This window comes from Mesorhizobium sp. WSM4837, assembly GCF_055811435.1.
This window is the reverse complement of record NZ_JBVVQE010000051.1, coordinates 25,564-41,918: the sequence shown is the minus strand read 5'-3', so window position 1 is coordinate 41,918 and position 16,355 is coordinate 25,564. Positions and strand designations below refer to the sequence as shown.

Annotated in this window: 14 protein-coding genes and 2 pseudogenes; 9 read left to right on the top strand and 7 right to left on the bottom strand. The window is 62.0% G+C overall.

Annotated elements, in window-relative coordinates; all coding sequences use genetic code 11:
• The first annotated feature begins 2 nt into the window (after window positions 1–2).
• The 4 genes and pseudogenes from AC0L3D_RS25405 (at window position 3) to AC0L3D_RS25390 (ending at window position 3,547) form a co-directional block, all read left to right on the top strand.
• Window positions 3–1,238 carry an ABC transporter ATP-binding protein gene (locus tag AC0L3D_RS25405; RefSeq protein ID WP_287065381.1) on the top strand — a complete coding sequence of 412 codons (1,236 nt, stop codon included), beginning with the start codon at window positions 3–5 and terminating at the stop codon, window positions 1,236–1,238.
• Between the two features lie 1,090 nt (window positions 1,239–2,328).
• Window positions 2,329–2,502, top strand: a pseudogene (locus AC0L3D_RS25400) (IS66 family transposase); the annotation flags it as partial.
• 5 nt (window positions 2,503–2,507) lie between these two features.
• A pseudogene (locus AC0L3D_RS25395) lies at window positions 2,508–2,666 on the top strand (transposase domain-containing protein); the annotation flags it as partial.
• Between the two features lie 32 nt (window positions 2,667–2,698).
• Window positions 2,699–3,547, top strand: coding sequence for a class I SAM-dependent methyltransferase (locus tag AC0L3D_RS25390; protein ID WP_473646194.1), 849 nt, complete (start codon window positions 2,699–2,701; stop codon window positions 3,545–3,547).
• A 129-nt stretch (window positions 3,548–3,676) separates the two neighbouring features.
• Here AC0L3D_RS25390 and galE read toward each other — a convergent pair whose 3' ends face one another.
• From galE to AC0L3D_RS25375, 3 genes are all read right to left on the bottom strand, one after another.
• The gene (gene galE / locus AC0L3D_RS25385) at window positions 3,677–4,651 is read right to left on the bottom strand and encodes a UDP-glucose 4-epimerase GalE (protein WP_473630216.1); all 975 of its coding nucleotides are present in this window, start codon (window positions 4,649–4,651) and stop codon (window positions 3,677–3,679) included.
• Window positions 4,648–5,622 carry a UDP-glucuronic acid decarboxylase family protein gene (locus AC0L3D_RS25380; protein WP_473630215.1) on the bottom strand — a complete coding sequence of 325 codons (975 nt, stop codon included), beginning with the start codon at window positions 5,620–5,622 and terminating at the stop codon, window positions 4,648–4,650. The genes galE and AC0L3D_RS25380 overlap by 4 nt, the downstream gene beginning before the upstream one ends.
• Before the next feature lie 369 nt (window positions 5,623–5,991).
• Window positions 5,992–7,194, bottom strand: coding sequence for an MFS transporter (locus tag AC0L3D_RS25375; protein WP_128170481.1), 1,203 nt, complete (start codon window positions 7,192–7,194; stop codon window positions 5,992–5,994).
• 203 nt (window positions 7,195–7,397) lie between these two features.
• Between AC0L3D_RS25375 and AC0L3D_RS25370 the strand changes: the two genes are divergently transcribed.
• Window positions 7,398–7,829 carry a VOC family protein gene (locus tag AC0L3D_RS25370; RefSeq protein WP_128170493.1) on the top strand — a complete coding sequence of 144 codons (432 nt, stop codon included), beginning with the start codon at window positions 7,398–7,400 and terminating at the stop codon, window positions 7,827–7,829.
• A 130-nt stretch (window positions 7,830–7,959) separates the two neighbouring features.
• Here the strand turns inward: AC0L3D_RS25370 and AC0L3D_RS25365 are convergent, their stop codons facing one another.
• Complete coding sequence (locus AC0L3D_RS25365; protein WP_128170482.1) at window positions 7,960–8,853, bottom strand: LysR family transcriptional regulator; 894 nt, start codon at window positions 8,851–8,853, stop codon at window positions 7,960–7,962.
• A gap of 98 nt (window positions 8,854–8,951) precedes the next feature.
• Between AC0L3D_RS25365 and AC0L3D_RS25360 the strand changes: the two genes are divergently transcribed.
• Window positions 8,952–9,701, top strand: a complete 750-nt coding sequence (locus AC0L3D_RS25360) for an SDR family NAD(P)-dependent oxidoreductase (protein ID WP_128170483.1) — start codon at window positions 8,952–8,954, stop codon at window positions 9,699–9,701.
• An 8-nt stretch (window positions 9,702–9,709) separates the two neighbouring features.
• On the opposite strand, the gene AC0L3D_RS25355 is transcribed toward AC0L3D_RS25360, so the two are convergent.
• Window positions 9,710–10,171 carry an Lrp/AsnC family transcriptional regulator gene (locus AC0L3D_RS25355; protein WP_128170484.1) on the bottom strand — a complete coding sequence of 154 codons (462 nt, stop codon included), beginning with the start codon at window positions 10,169–10,171 and terminating at the stop codon, window positions 9,710–9,712.
• Between the two features lie 161 nt (window positions 10,172–10,332).
• Between AC0L3D_RS25355 and AC0L3D_RS25350 the strand changes: the two genes are divergently transcribed.
• Window positions 10,333–11,340, top strand: a complete 1,008-nt coding sequence (locus tag AC0L3D_RS25350) for an ornithine cyclodeaminase family protein (protein ID WP_128170485.1) — start codon at window positions 10,333–10,335, stop codon at window positions 11,338–11,340.
• Between the two features lie 78 nt (window positions 11,341–11,418).
• Here AC0L3D_RS25350 and AC0L3D_RS25345 read toward each other — a convergent pair whose 3' ends face one another.
• Window positions 11,419–12,351, bottom strand: a complete 933-nt coding sequence (locus AC0L3D_RS25345; protein WP_128170486.1) for a dimethylarginine dimethylaminohydrolase family protein — start codon at window positions 12,349–12,351, stop codon at window positions 11,419–11,421.
• Between the two features lie 23 nt (window positions 12,352–12,374).
• On the bottom strand, window positions 12,375–13,970 hold the full coding sequence (locus tag AC0L3D_RS25340; RefSeq protein WP_287375647.1) for a zinc-binding metallopeptidase family protein: 1,596 nt from the start codon (window positions 13,968–13,970) through the stop codon (window positions 12,375–12,377).
• Between the two features lie 75 nt (window positions 13,971–14,045).
• Between AC0L3D_RS25340 and AC0L3D_RS25335 the strand changes: the two genes are divergently transcribed.
• A complete protein-coding gene (locus AC0L3D_RS25335) occupies window positions 14,046–14,930 on the top strand; it encodes a LysR substrate-binding domain-containing protein (protein WP_128173076.1) in 885 nt (294 codons plus the stop codon).
• Window positions 14,931–15,182: 252 nt separating this feature from the next.
• On the top strand, window positions 15,183–16,277 hold the full coding sequence (locus tag AC0L3D_RS25330) for an ABC transporter ATP-binding protein (RefSeq protein WP_128170907.1): 1,095 nt from the start codon (window positions 15,183–15,185) through the stop codon (window positions 16,275–16,277).
• Window positions 16,278–16,355: the final 78 nt, after the last annotated feature.

Genomic DNA, 16,355 nt, shown 5'->3' with positions numbered 1-16,355 from the left:
CGATGACAGAATTGCCAGCCGTTGAGGTCCGAGGACTTTCCAAGCGCTACCGGCGCGGCGCGATCGGCGTGCGCTCATTGCGTGAGGAGGTCGAACAACTTGTCGCGCGTTTGCGCTCGCGGGAAGCCAAAGCTTCCCTCAACGAATTCTTCGCCATCAAGAACATCACATTTTCCGTTCCGACTGGCACCGTGTGCGGTATCATCGGACGCAACGGCTCGGGAAAGACCACGCTGCTCAAGGTTTTGACCTCGATCACGGCTCCGGATGAGGGCGAGGCAGTGATGCGAGGTCGGATCGGAAGCTTGCTGGAGGTAGGGGCCGGATTCCATCCGGATCTCGACGGGATCGAGAACATCTACCTCAACGGCGCGATCCTCGGCATGAGTAAAGCCGAGATCACGCGTAAGCTAGACCGGATCATCGAATTTGCCGATATCGGCAGCTTTCTCGAAACGCCGGTCAAGCGTTATTCGTCCGGCATGTATGTTCGGCTTGCCTTCGCGATCGCTGCTCATCTGGAGCCGGAGATTCTCGTCGTCGACGAGGTGCTTGCTGTCGGCGATGCTGAATTTCAAAGGAAATGTCTCGGCACGATGAAGAACGTCGCGGGTGAAGGTCGGACCGTGCTGTTTGTGAGCCACAACCTGGCCATGGTTCGGCAGCATTGCACAAAAGCGATTTATCTGGACCGCGGCCTTCTGAAGGATTTTGGCGAGGCATCATCGATCATCGATGCGTACCTGTCGAACACCGCCCCGAGCAGCAACGGATCCGAGCGCGTTGGCGATGATGACCTCTGGATGCAGGTGGCTATTGTGTATCCGGGTACGCGCGAGCGCTGCAGCCAGCTCAAGTTTGGCGGCGATTACGATTTTGTGCTGAAGCTGGGCGCGAGGAATTCGTATCACCGAAGCGTGGTTGCTATCAAGATTTTTGATCAGGAAGGCAACTTGATCTCTGTGCTCGAAAGCCTCGCGGAAGGTGTTGGTCAATTTGACATAGTAGGGCAGGCCAAGGTCGTATTTAGCGTGCGATCGTTGGGATTGTTGCCTGGCACTTATAGCGCTGGAGCGGCTCTCTTTTCGTGGGGAGAGGATAACGCGGGCCTCGACAGCGAGAACTTGCTAACGTTCGACGTTGTTGCAGCAACAGTCAATGACTCATATTGGCCATATCAGAAAGAGCACGGGATTGTGCGACTGTCGCATTCTGCCCAGTTGCTTAAGGTGGATTGAAGGCGCGTGAAGAGACGTCCTGGCGAATAAATCTTCGGTGTAGGTCAATCCGTCGACCGCGCGACCGCAACGCTGAAATCGCGCGCGCCCTGCAAAGACTGAAGGACAACCCGGGCTTGCGGGAACGCCTGGGTCGGGCATCGCGAAAACGGATAATTAGTTCCGAAAAATTTTAACGGAATCTTTGACCGCGCTGTCCCAGAATAGACGGCGCGGTCAAACCCCCAAACGGGCGGCGCTGGCGGCTCCGGCAATTCGCCATCCCGCGCCACTGTCGAGCCGCTACCACACTCCTTCAAAATACCAGCATCGGTTGAATCAACTGTTACCGCACGTGCTTGACGGTGCGTTTCCCAGTCCTTAGACTTTGATGGAACAGGGCCTTACTTCGTCCGGACCCCATCGTTCGATGGGAGAACCAACTGCGCTGGCGATCGACGGCTTAGCTTAAAAGCGCGGGTAAGCCGCAGTCGGCACTGCAAATCCGCTGTCCGACGCATAGAGCGCCACGCCCTTGGTGATGCGAACTTCATCCAGCCAGCCGTTCATATCTACGCCTCCAGCCGCCGCATTTTGAGCGTCGCCGGCACCGTGAAGAACCACTCCAAAGCGCCCCCAATCGAGCCATCTTGCCCATGATCCCGCGGGAATTGTCATCAAGCACCGCAAATCTGATAAAACGCCTCGATTGTGAACTGGCCGGAACCAAATTGCAGGCCAGCGCCGTTAGGTACTGGTGTTCCGGTCTCCGGCACCGTCGAAAAGGACAGAACTCGCCCCAAATTTGGACTGCGACGTGTCTAGTTGCGCGTTGCCGACGCAGGTGAGTGACCTAGCGAACGAGTTCTCGTCGGTCGAAGTTGTTGCCCCATCGGCCCCCATCGAAACCGCAGAGCAAGCCAACGCTGGAGAAGCTCGGAACAGCGACCGTCACGTTGATGCTGAAAAAAGCAAGATCAGCGGTGGCGTGTTTGCTCGACGGAATCGACTGGCGCAATCCACGTTGGACGCAGCGCTCGGCGAAGGCCGGTTAAGTTCGGCTAGGAGTGTTTCTGCTGGGATTTGGGCGCTGGACGTGGTAGCTTTGGCCATGTCCGAAACCCCCGCCGAGGTCGCTCTTCTCCGTGCTCGACTGGCTGCCTCCGAGGTCCGCTCCCGAACGGAGGTCGAGTTGGCCGAGGCGCGCGCGGTGGTCTCGACCTCCAAGGCGATGATCGCGCATCTCAGGCTGGAGATCGCCAAACTCCGCCGCGAGCAGTATGGCCCAACTCCGACATCGACCCGAGGGCCTGGCTCGCGGATGTGCTAGCCCGTATGCCGAACCTGCCCGTCTCGCGCCTGCTGGAGTTGCTTCCGTGGAAGTGGGCGCTCGGGACCGGGTACACCTCGGCTGTGCTCGTTGAGGCGGTGGCTGCGCATGATGCTTAACCTTGATTGGTCCAATAGCACATGGTGGCGAGATGACCCAACCTACGAAAGTTGGCCCCAAGCGTATCCTATCGGCCCTTCAAGGCCGTGGTGCACGAGTGGCAACGAAATTACATCTTACTCTTCTCTCCACGTTCTACGTGGCGCGCCAGACGTTATCAAGAAATGCCGATGCAAAGGCGAGACTGGGCAACAAGGCTAAGTGGACTATCGGCCTCCTCAACGAGCGTGATTGGCACGAGTCGTACCATTCCAGTGAGCCGGAGGCTGCTCAATTCCAAGTCGAGGCTCAGAACCCAGAGTGTCCCATATGGGATCCGATGATCACAAAATATTTATCGACAGAATCTCGTACCGACATTGCCATCATCGATGTCGGGGCCGGGGCAATCACCCAAGTTGGGTATACGCATCCCGGTAAGAACATATCCATCACGCCTGTCGACCCCCTCGCTGATCACTACGCTAGCGTGCTGCGCAAGAGGGGCGTCAAGCTGCCGTTCCCGACGATTAAGGGTGAGGGCGAGACGCTACTGAGCCAGTTTTCGCGGGCTAGCTTTGACATTGCATATGCGAGAAATTCTCTCGACCACACCTATGACCCAGTAGCCACGATCGCGAATATGCTCGAACTTGTCAGAGACGATGGCGTGGTTTTGCTCCGCCATTACCGAAATGAAGCCGAGGGCGGCGAATACCGAGGGCTGCACCAGTGGAACTTTGATTGCAAAGATGACCGGTTCGTCATCTGGAACAAGGACACGCATGTGCTTGTTGACAAAGTTCTCGGCCCGAATGCCAAAGTCTCATGTTCCGTTCATTTTGCACGAAAGGGAGAGTGGCGTGACGAAATCCTAGTCATGATTACAAAGGCTGCTTGAACCACCCTGGGTGAGAGGGAGGCTTGTTGGTTTAAGTCAGATAGAGGAAAATTTCTCGCTTACCGCAGTCGCCGCCGCCCTCGATTGCTTGTTGACCAGGCGGTAGGGCTCTTCGGCAAAAAAAGATCCTCACAACCGGCGGCGATACCAGGCCAGCGCCGTTTCGACGATACGGTCGATTCCGGATTGCTCAGGCATCCAGCCGAGTTCCCGGCTCGCCTTGCCGGCCGCGGCGACAAGCGCGGGCGGGTCGCCTGTCCTGCGCGGACCGTAGGCCACAGGAAGGCGCGTTCCCGAAGCCCGGCTCACCGCATCGGCCAACTCGTTCACCGTCGTTCCGGTTCCGGTGCCGAGATTGTAAACATGGACTCCCGGATCGCGCAAAAGCTTCTCCCCAGCCAGAACGTGAGCACGGGCGAGATCGGTGACGTGGACATAGTCCCGCACCGCAGTTCCGTCCCTTGTGTCGAAGTCGGCGCCATTAATGGTAAAAACCCGGCCCGACCTGATCGCCGCCTCGATAGCGAGCGGAATGACATGCGTTTCCGGTTCATGCCGCTCACCGACCTCGCCGTCTGGATCACATCCGGCCGCGTTGAAATACCGCAGCACAACCGCGTTGAGGCCATGGGCATCGGAAAGATTGTCCACCATTCGCTCTATGATGAATTTCGACCACCCATAAGGATTGATGGGAGACTGCGGATGCGTTTCGTCGATCGGAGAACGAACGGGGACGCCGTAAGACGCGCAGGTGCTCGACAAGATCAGCTTGTCGACACCGGCCTTCAGCATTTCCTCGAGCAAGACCAGCGTCCCAAAACTGTTGTTTCGGTAGTAGAGTTCCGGGCGCTCGACGGACTCGCCGACATAGGCGTAAGCGGCGAAATGCGCCACCACATCCGGCCGATAACGGTGCAGCGCTGCTGCCACCGCTGCAGCGTCGCAAATATCGCCATCGACAAGCGGTCCCCATTTGACCGCGTCGCGCCAGCCGCGCGAGAGGTTGTCATACGCAATGACCGACCAACCGGCACCGGCGAATGCCTTGCAACAGTGTGAGCCGATATAGCCCGCCCCGCCAGTGACCAACACTGTTTTCATTCGGCTGCAGCGGTCCGAGCGGATCCCGATGAGACCAAGCCTTCGAAATAGGCGATGGTCGTGGCGAGACCGTCGCGCAATGCGATCCTTGGCTTCCAGTTGAGCTCGCGCAAGGCACACCCGATGTCGGGCTGCCGCTGCCTTGGGTCATCGACGGGCAAAGGTAATAACCTGATCTCGGATCGGCTTCCGGTAAGTTCGATCACGAGATTGGCAAGTTCGAGCATCGTGAATTCGACCGGGTTGCCGAGATTCATCGGGCCGGTAACATCGTCGGCCGTGTGCATCAGGCGAACCAGACCGTCGATGAGATCATCGACGTAGCAAAATGAGCGTGTCTGCTCGCCGGTGCCGTACACGGTTATCGGCTTGTTTTGCAGTGCCTGCATGATGAAATTGGAAATGACGCGGCCGTCGTCCGGACGCATCCTCGGACCGTAAGTGTTGAAGATCCGCGCTACCTTGATCCGCAGCCTGTGCTGCCGCCAATAGTCGAAAAACAGGGTTTCGGCACACCGCTTGCCTTCGTCGTAACAGGAACGGGGACCTATCGGGTTTACCCTGCCCCAATAGTCCTCGGTCTGCGGGTGAATCTCGGGATCGCCATAGACTTCAGACGTGGACGCCTGAAGGATCTTTGCGCGAATCCGCTTGGCGAGTCCCAGCATGTTGATGGCCCCATGGACGTTCGTCTTTGTCGTCTGGACCGGATCGAACTGATAGTGAACCGGGCTTGCCGGGCAAGCAAGGTTGTATATTTCATCAACTTCTACGTAGAGCGGAAATGTCACGTCGTGGCGAATGATCTCAAAGGATCTGTTGTCGAGCAAATGCGCGACGTTTCTCCGACTTCCTGTGAAGAAATTGTCAACGCATACAACCTCGTGGCCTTCAGCAAGCAACCGCTCGCATAAGAACGATCCCAGAAAACCTGCGCCCCCTGTCACCAAGACTCGCTTTGCCTGCTGCATATTTGGGATCCTCACGCCAGTTCTTCACGCAATCGAATGCGCAAAGCCCTAGGGCGAGGATAGGAAAAAAATGCTGCGCCGAAAACACAAAATGTTAACGGACCTGAAATAGTCGCGTGAGGTATGCGCAAAAATACGCGAAAAAACCATTCGTTCGTCCGTTTTGACGGTTTCGTCCGAACGTCGGCTTGCCGGCAATCGGCATTTGGACCTGAACGCGCTGCGCCGCAGCATGATCGATTGTTATTAAGGGAGATGGGTCTTGCACAGTCTTGACCCGGCTACTATCCGCCGATGAACGCGTCGCGACTGGGGGTCAAAAGCTGACATATGCGATGTCCACTTTCGACCCCCTGCGTCCTCTCTCCGCTACGCCGGTTGCAACTCCCTGCGCGGCAGCCGCGGGAAGGCGATCGCCACCGCCACCGCGCCGAGCCCGACAAGGGCCGAGCCGATGAACAGCCAGGAATAGCTGGCATAGGCATCGAACACCATGCCGCCGGCGAGCGGGCCGAAGGCCATGCCGATGCTGGACAGCATGGTGACGGCACCAAACACCGTGCCGAGGATGCGCTGGCCGAAATATTCGCGCGCCAGCACCGCATAGAGCGGCATCACGCCGCCATAGGTGGCGCCGAAGATGACGGCGAGCGTGTAGAATTGACCAAGCTCGCTGACCGCAAGATAGGCTGCGATGACCACGGACTGTATCGCCAGACCGGTAATCAGCACCGGCTTGACCCCCAGCCGGTCGGCAAGCACGCCGTATAGAAGCCTGCCGCCTAAGCCCGCCAGGCCCTCGATGCTGTAGATGCTGACCGCCGCCATCGGCGCTATGCCGCACAGCATGGCATAGCTGACCATGTGAAAGATCGGTCCGGAATGCGCCGCGCAGCAGGCAAAGAAGGTCAGTGCCAAAACGATGAATTGCGGCGAGCGCAGCGCCTGTGGAACCGACATGCCGGTATCGTTGGCGGCAATATCGGCGGCGGCGTCTTCAGCGGCAGGCTTGGGCGGCTGGCGCACCAGCAATGCGGCCGGCACCAGCAGCGCCCATGCCGCGACGCCGATGACGAACATGGCGGTGCGCCAGTCATAGGCCGTGATCAGCCATTGCGCGAAGGGCGAGATCGTCATCGGCGCCACGCCCATGCCCGCCGAGACCAGGGAAACGGCCAAGCTGCGATTGGTGTCGAACCAAGCGACGGTCAGCGCGATCATCGGCGCGAAGAAGGCGCTTGCCGCGAGGCCGACGAGCACGCCATAGGTGATCTGGAAGACAAGCAGCGAGCCGGTGCGGCTGGCCAGCACCAGCGCCAGCCCGAGCAGCAACGCACCTGTCATCACCACGATGCGGGCGCCGTAGCGATCGTAAATGGCGCCCCAGGCGAAGCCGCCGAGGCCCATTACCAGGAAGTTCAGCGTCATAGCGCTCGATATGCCGGCGCGCGACCAATCTGTGTCGAGCGCCATCGGTTCGAGGAAGATCGCCAGCGAGAACATCGCCCCGAGGGCGACACAGGTCATCACAGCACCTGCCGCCACGATGACCCAACGATAGGAAAGGCTCATACTTTTCTCCCGAGATCGTTTGGACACGGCGCGACTTCTTTCAAGCTTCGTCACACCGCTTGCGTCCGAAGGACGATGACGACATTTCGAATCCTACAATCCGGTTGCATTTTTTATCCAGTCAGGAAATCGCGCCATTCAATTGCTCCATTGCATTGACCGTGCACCGTCCTGAGCTAGATTTCCAACCTGGCGATCAGGAGCTGTCAGGCATGGAACTTCATCGCGGCCGTCTCATCGACCACGTCCAGCTGGTGGTCAGGGATCTCAAGGCCAGCCGCCGCTTCTACGAGGCGGTTTTCAAGGTGCTCGATATTCCGATCGGCGGCAGCGCCGAGGATTATTTCTGGGCCGACGAGCTGTTCGTCTCCAGCATCGACAGCCGGGCGGCCAGCGGGCAACTGACGGGGCGCCACCACCTTGCCTTCCAGGCCAGTGACCGCGCGATGGTCGACGCCTTCTACAGAGCCGGCCTCGACGCCGGCGGCGCGGACAACGGCGCGCCGGGTGAGCGGCAGCACTACCATCCCGGCTACTATGCCGCCTTCCTGCTCGATCCCGACGGCAACAACATAGAGGCCGTCTTTCACGGGCCGGCCAACCGCAGCGCCGCTTCGGTGGAGATTACGTTTTAGCTCGATGACAGGTATTCTCGTTACGTCGCGCCGCGCCAGCACTTGATATTCAACTTCAACGCAGCGACGCTCAAAGGCTACCGCATGGCCATCGACGAAGCGCCGCTGTCTTTGCCACGGAGCTCCCGCCCTATCGCGTCAGCGCCGCCATCCGGCCCGCCAGGAACTCGACGAACAGCCGGGCGCGGACCGGTAGCTGTCGCCCATACGCATGGACGATGTGCACCGGCATAGTCGGCATCGCCACCTCGGGCAGAATGCGGACCAGACGGCCGGTGTCGAGATCGTCCTGCACGGCAAACTGCATCAGATGCGCGATGCCGGCTCCGGCCAGCGCCGCTTGCCGGATGGCGCCGCCGTCGTCCGTATCGAGCCGCCCGTTCGGCACGATCACCGCGCCGTCGGCGAAGGTGACCGGATAAGGCCGCCCGGCCATCTGATAGCGGACGGAGTCGTGGCTCTGCAACGCCTCGACCGATGCCGGCCGGCCGCGCCGTTCGACATAGGCCGGCGAGGCCACCAGCACGATCGGCAGATTGGCGATTTTGCGCGCGGGGAGCCCGGTGTCCGACAGCGTCCCCATGCGCACCGCTACATCATAACCTTCGCGGATCAGGTCGGCGTGACGGTCGGTGACGCTGAGCTCGAGTTTCAGTTCGCCGTGCTGCGCCAGGAATGCTTGTGCCCATGAGGCAATCAGGCCGCGCCCGAGTTCGACGGATGCCGTGACGCGCAGCAGGCCGCGCGCGGTATCCGCCATCTGGACGATGTCCTCGGCATCGTCCAGCGCTCTGAGCAAAGGCGCGACCCGCTCGTAATAGGCGAGGCCTTCGCTGGTCAGTGCCAGCCGGCGCGTCGAGCGCTGGATCAGCCGCACGCCCAGCCGCCGCTCGAGCCGCGCCACGCTCTTCGACACCGCCGACGGGCTGGAGCCGACCAGCCGGCTGGCGGCATGGAACGAGCCGGCATCGACCGTGCGCACGAAGGCGACGAGACCGGCGGTCTTTTCGAGGATGGTGGTCATTCAAGAATTCCAGGCACGAAAGAACCGATCGAGGTGATCCTAAATACGCTATCCGATCACCATTAAATACCGCTCATCATCGACAAAGGAGAGATTTGATGAGCAAGCTGAACGGCAAGGTCGCCATCGTCACCGGCGCCTCCAAGGGTATCGGCGCCGGCATCGCCAAGGGTCTTGCGGCGGCCGGTGCCGCCGTGGTCGTCAACTATGCCTCGTCGAGGGAAGGTGCGGACCGCGTCGTTGCCGAGATCAAGGACGCAGGCGGCCGAGCCGTTGCCGTCCATGGCGACGTGTCGCAAGTGGCCGACGTGCGCCGCCTGTTCGAGGCCGCCAAATCGTCGTTCGGCGCGGTGGACATCCTGGTCAACAATGCCGGCGTCTTCGCATTCGAGCCGCTGGAAGCGGTGACCGAGGCCGAATTCCACCGTGAGTTCGACACCAATGTGCTGGGCACCATCCTGACCATCCGGGAAGCGGTGAACCATTTCGGCGCCGGAGGCGGCAGCGTCATCAACATAAGCTCGGTCGCCAGCCTCAACCCGCAGCCGAACTCGCTGGTCTACGCCGCCACCAAGGGCGCAGTGGATTCGATCACGCTCTCCATGTCGAGAGAGCTCGGCGCCCGCAACATCCGCGTCAACGCCATCGCGCCTGGCGGCGTCGACACCGAAGGCCTGCAGCGGATCGGCATCGTCGGCAGCGAGTTCGAGAAGCAGGTCATCGCCATGACCCCGCTCGGCCGCTTCGGCCAGCCCGACGACATCGCCCGCATCGCGGTGTTCCTCGCCTCCGACGACGCATCCTGGCTGACCGGCGAGCGCATCACCGCCTCGGGGGGCTGGCGGTAGGCATCTGATCACACCGGCAAGAGGGCGTTCGGCTTGACGTCGGCGATGGAGGCGAAAGTGTGCGTTTCGCGCACGCCGGGCAGAGGCAGGATGACCCGCTGCAGGAAATCCTGGAACACCGCCATATCAGCGATCCGCGCCTTGACCAGATAATCGAAACCGCCAACCACCATATGGCACTCCAGAACCTCCGGAGCTTTCGCCACGGCTTCGGCGAAGCGGTCAAAGACATGCGGCGCCGTGTGGTCAAGCCGGACCTCGATGAACACCAGCGTTCCCCGGCCGACCTTGCGCGGATCAAGCATGGCCCTAACCGCGGTGATGAACCCGTCGCGGAAAAGGCGTTTCACCCGCTGGCTCGTTCCGGTCGGCGACAGCCCGATACGCCCGGCAAGATCAAGCGTCGTCCGGCGCCCGTCTTCCTGCAGCAGCCGGAGCAGACTGCGGTCTATCTGGTCGAGGTCGTCCATTTTCACAATCCACTCTATCTCAGGGATTTGTGTGCTGATTTCACGCAGAGATGTCAAAATCAACGTATTTCATCACATAAAACCTCGCAATAGCCTGCGCTTCCCTCACCCACTCAAAGCAAACGTGGTGAGCCGATTTCGACAAACAAAAGGAGTGCAAGATGACCAAGGAAGCGTTCAGCCCAGCCGGCAGGAGTGCGGCGGAAATCAGCAAGGGAGCGACCGAGATCCTGGTGCTGAGCGAAGTCGACGTGATGGCGTGCATCGATCTCAGCCAGCTTCTCGATGTTCTGGAAGACGGCTTCAAGGCGCTGTCACAAGGCAAGGTCGTCAATCCACCCCGACCACAGCTCGATATCCCCGGGGCCGGCTACAGCCTCGCCATGCCGGCCTGGATGGAGGGCATGAACCTGACCGTCAAGATCGTCAACGTCTTCGAAGGCAATTTGGCCAAGACCCTGCCCAGCCACCTCGCCACCATCAGCCTGTTCGATCCGCTGTCCGGCCTGCCGGTCTGCATCATGGACGGCACCTTCATAACCGCGGTGCGAACCTCCGGCTCCGCCGTGCTGTCGGTGCGCGCGCTCGCGCGCCGGGACGCCAGGATAGCGACAGTGGTCGGCGCCGGCGTGCAGGCCAACCAGCACCTGCATCTGTTGCCGCTGGTGCGCGACTTTGCCGAAATCCGGGTCGCTTCGAAGAGCTTCGACGATGCGGCAGCGCTTGCCCGGCTGCATCCGTCGGTGGTGGCGGTCGCCGACCTCGAGGCGGCAGTGCGCAGTTCCGACGTGGTGTGCCTGGCGACGCATTCCTACGAGCCGGTGATCGAGGCAGACTGGGTTCGGCCGGGCACGCACGTGTCGTCGGTCGGGGTGGCACCACCCGGCGGTGAAATGCCGATCGAGCTCATCGGCAAATCCAGTCTTTTTGTCGAGACCAGGGATGCGTTCGAACCGACCCCGGTCGGTTCTTGCGAGCTTGCCGGCTTCGACCCGGATTTCGGCACCGAGCTTGGCGCCATGCTGCTCGACCGCGCGCCGGGCCGCGTTTCGGATCAACAGATCACCACCTACAAGGCGATGGGCATTGCCATGGAAGACATGGTCGCCGCCGATCTCGCCTATCGTTGCGCCAAGCGTCTGCACAAGGGAAAGCTCATCGTGCTGTAGGCGTGCCGCGAGCCAGGCGGGATCGACGTTGCTGACAATGGCGCTTTCGCGGAAGCGGCCGGGCTAAAGGGCGGTCCCTCAGGCCGGCTCGCGCTTCAGCGCCTGCGCCATGCAGTGAATGCCGCCGCCGGTCTTCAATATCTCGCTCATGTCGATCGCCGCCACTTCGAAGCCGCGCGCCTTGAGCTGGCCGATCAGTGTCTGGCTGGATGTCGGCGCGATCACCCGGTCCTTGCCCAGCGACATGAAGTTGCAGCCGAGCGCCATCGTGTCCTGGAACGGCACGTCGATGATCTCGTGGCCCTTGCCCTTCAACCAGTCGACGATGCCCGGCTCGGTGCAGGCGAGGCAGACGGCGGTCAGTTTCTCGGCGATCGGCACCACCATCAGATCGATATGGACATAATATTCGTCGATGAAGGCGATGCGGGTTTCCCAGCCCTCCTTGTCGAACCAGGCCTGGACCTGGCAAGCGCCCTCCTCCTGGGTGCGTGCGCCGCCGCAGCCGATCAGCACCACGCCGTCCTCGATGACGTTGAAGTCGCCGCCCTCGAAAGTGCCCGCGGTGACCATGTCGTAGATCGGGATGCCGAGCTTCTCATAGGTGCGGATCGCCGCATAGTTCTCGCCGCGCCGCCACCATTGGGACATCGCGGTGATGATGGCGCCATACGGCGTCATGACGCTGGAATCGCGCGAATAGACCTGCATCGGCAGCTCCGACGTCGGCTCGTGCCAGTGGATGTTGACGCCGAAATGTTCGTAAGCAGCGACCAGATCCTTGTGCTGCGCCTGCGCGATCTGGACGTTGCACGGCGCCTCGCGCAGATGTTTGCGCGACAACGAGCTGGTCGAGAGGTGGCGCAGGAAATTCGGCGAGCCGAGCAGCACGTCGGTCAGGACATCGGTCTCGTTGGCAAAGCCCCAGGCGGTCAGCGGCTTGGTGCCGCCGGCCGGATTGCGGCGCTGCAGTGAAAACGGTTCTGCTACGATGCGGTCATGAACGGTCATGGGGTTCTCCTGGCTTCGAGTGATCACGCGGCTTGCGGTTTGCTTGGTATCCACCAGTCCCGTCCGCGCGGGGTGGTGACATATTCCGGCCAGCGGAAATGGATCGGCGGTTCGTAGTCGCAAAGCGGTGCCAGCCAAGTGCTGCCACCAATGCCGCCGCCGGTGCGGGCGACGAATTCGTCCATCGCCGCGTCGCGGGCCGCCTTGTCTTCGAGCAGGCGAAGTGCTGCCAACGCGATCGTCTTCGCGGCGCAGGTAACCATCGGATCGATGGTGGCGGAAATGCCGCCCAGCGCGTTCATCGCCCAGGACGGATACGCCTGGCCGTTCTCGGACCGCAGCGCCGGCCGGGCGACATAGAACCGCGCCGTCGGCGTCTGCCACGACATGTCGGTGTAATCGTCGGAGGTGGAATTCAGCTGCGACGGCGGCAAGTCGCGGCGCAGCATCGCCTCCGCCTCCTCAGGCGCAATCAGCTGCTCCAACTCGGCGATAAACGGCTCGTCGCTCGCCGCGCCGCCGGCATTGACCTGGATTTCGCGGGCAATCGCCTTGGCCGCCTCGTCCCAGCGCGGCGGCCCGACCGTCGACAGCGCGTCGTAGGCAATACCGGCCATGGCATGATTGGCAAGCCCCGGCCGCGACTTCGACACCCAGTGCCGCTCATGGCGGCAGCCGCTCATCTTCGCGGCGGCCTCCGCGTTGCGGTCGAGCACGGCGGTGACCTGCTCGGCCATGGCAATCGTCGGCACGCGGATCATGTACTGGATCTCGGCCAGACCCGCCGGCAGATTGTCGGCGGTCGCCTGTCCCGCGGTCAGGATCGCCTCGCTGATCGACCAGCCGCCCTGATGCGGCAGCATGGAATCACGCAGCGCCTTGGACGCCATGTACATCATGACAAGCGCGTCGTTGGCGCCGGGCGCCCTGACCGCCGAATGCGCCTGCGGAATCGGCGCTCCATCGCTTGCGCGAACCCAATTTTCGGGTTCGTCGCACACAAAGCGATAGATCATCGCATAGGCCGCGCCGCAATGCGTGTCCCAGCGCGCCGTGTTGCAGAGCGGCAGCATGTAAAAGGGATGGAAGGAGATCATGCCGGCGAGGCCATCGTAGTAGCCTTTTGCGGCATGGATCGGCTTCGACCCCCGCACCTTCTCCGCCGGCTCGCCGGTGAAGCGCAGCGTGCCCGATATGCCGTGGCGCTGCATCGCCGCCTTGGTCGCCAAAAGCCCGCCCAAGCTGGCAACGCCGAGACCGGAGTGCGGATCGGTGTGGCCGCCGGCCTCAGCGCCGAGCCCAGGGCGCGGGCGCTTGACGGTCGCCGCGTCCTGGCAATTGCCCGGCACCGCGTCATACTCGGCATACATGCCGAGCGTCGGCCCGGCGCCGTTGGTCCAGTGGGCGCAAAGGGCGGTCGGCATCCCGCCGGAGCCTTCCTCGACCGAAAAGCCCTCGTGCTTCAGACGCTCGACATACCAGGCGGCCGACTGGTATTCGCGCCAGGCGGTCTCGCCGAAATCGAAGATCGTCCGCGTCCATGCCGACAGCGACGGCTGGATGTCGTCCAGACAGGCAAGCGCGGTCGCTTGAGCCGAGTTCGTCACCGGATCCTCCATCGGTCAAAGAAAGCAGTGAAGCGCCTCGCCAAAAAGTGATATGTTTTCCCGGCTCATGCAAATTCGGTTCACCTCTTGAGAATTCCCTCGACTCAGGCGCTGCGCGCCCTCGACAGTTTCGCCCGCCACGGCAGCGTCTGGCGCGCCGCCGACGAACTGCATCTGACCCGCAGCGCGGTCAGTCATCAATTGCGGCTGCTCGAACGCGATCTCGGCTTCGACCTGCTCGAGCGCATCGGCAAGGGCGTGGCGCTGACGCCGCGCGGCCAGCGTTACGCCAGCGACGTACGCAAGGCGCTGACGGTGCTCGGCGATGCGGTAACGCGCCATGCCGGCACCGGCGTCGGCGGCTCGTTCAGCGTCAGCTGCACGCCGGGCTTCGCCTCGCTGTTCCTGTGCACGCACATTGGCGAATTCCGGCAGATGTACCCCGATGTCGCGCTGCGCATCCTGACGCCGCGGCGGCTGGACGACGTCAGCAATGCCGAGGCCGACGCCTTCATCGCCTTCGGCGTCGGCAACTGGCCGAACCGGGCGGTCGAGCTGTTGTGCGAGATCTCGTTCACGCCGCTGTGCAGTCCGACGCTGCTCAACAAGATCGGCGGGTTTTCCAGGCCGGCCGACGTGCTGCGCGCCAACCTCCTGCATCTCGGCGATACCGAGGACTGGGCGCGCTGGCTGGCGCTGTCGAAGGTCGAGAATCCCGACACCGAGGGCGGCATCTTCTTTTCCGACATGAACCTGGTCTTTTCGGCCGCCATCGCCGGCCAGGGCATCGCCATGGGCGACGAGCTGACCAGCCGCCGGGCGCTGAGCGAAGGCCGGCTGGTGCGCCCCTTCGACATCGCAATCAGTTCGCCACGCTCGTATTTTCTCGTTTCCGAACATGCCAAGGCGGCGCATCCGGTGCTGGAGGCGTTCGGGAGGTGGCTGAGGTCGAAACTGTCGGAGATTAGCTAATGTCCCCCCTCGAGGGGAGATGTCGCCGAAGGCGACAGAGGGGGTCGCCGCGCGTGAAGTCCCAACCTCCATCCGCAGCAGCGGGCCGAGCCCAGTCGGACCGACCCCCCTGGCCGCTTTGCGGCCATCTCCCCCAAAAGGGGGAGATTGGCGCCATAGATGAATCAAATTTGCCGGTCAGGCGAAAACTATTCGGTTGCGGTGAGCCGCCGCCCTGCCTACGATTTCAATCAGCATTGAGGACAAGGCAGGATGCAGCAACCCGGCCGTGCCGCAGAGATCAAGGCAATCGGGATCGGCAAGAGCTTCGGCTCGTTCCGTGCGCTGGACGACCTGACGCTCGATATCGGCCGCGGTGAGTTCCTGACCCTGCTCGGGCCATCGGGTTCGGGCAAGACCACCTTCCTGATGATCCTTGCCGGTTTCGTGCAGCCGACCGACGGCCGCCTTTACAGCGACGGCGTCGATATCACCGAGCGGCCGGCCGAGCAGCGTGCCGCCGGCATGGTGTTCCAAGGCTATGCCCTGTTCCCGCATATGAGCGTCGAGGCCAACATCGCCTTCCCGCTCAAGGTGCGCAAGAAGTCGGCGGCCGAGATCAAGCGTCGCGTCGGTGAGATGGTCGAGCGCGTCGGGCTGAAGGGCCACGAGAAGAAACTGCCGTCGCAATTGTCCGGCGGCCAGCAGCAGCGCGTGGCGCTGGCCCGCGCACTGGTGTTCGAGCCGGGTGTGCTTTTGCTCGACGAGCCGTTCTCGGCGCTCGACAAGGGCCTGCGCGGCCAGATGCAGGCCGAGATGAAGCGGCTGCACCAGGAAACCGGCACCACCTTCGTCTTCGTCACCCATGACCAGAGTGAGGCGCTGGCGCTGTCGTCGCGCGTCGCCATCTTCAACCACGGCAAGTTGCTGCAGGTCGGGGCGCCTGACGAGGTCTACGACCGGCCGGCCAACCGCTTCGTCGCCGAGTTCCTTGGCGAGATCAACATGCTGCCGCTGAAGGGCGTTCGCAACGCCGACAACGGCGCCACCGGCCTGTGCGAAGACCGCACCATCACCCTGCGCGGCAATGCAAGCGCCGTCGGCAGCAACGCCATCCTGGCGATCCGGCCCGAATACATGTCGATCGCCCCCGAAGCGACAGCCGGCGAGAACGGCATCGCCGCGACTGCGGTCGCCTCGACCTATCTCGGCGCTGCGACGCGGCTCGATCTCACGACGCGCCAAGGTGCCAAGGTGACGGTCTCGGTGCCGAACGAGGTCGCCGCTTCGGCACTCAGCAAGGGCAATTCCGTATGGCTGACATGGCCTGCGGAAAAAGGTTTCCTCCTTCCGGACGGAGGACAATGACGATCGGCGTGGCGGAGCTGAAGTTCGCCAGGCCGGCTTTCGGGAAATATCAACGACAAAAAGGGGAACTGACATGAC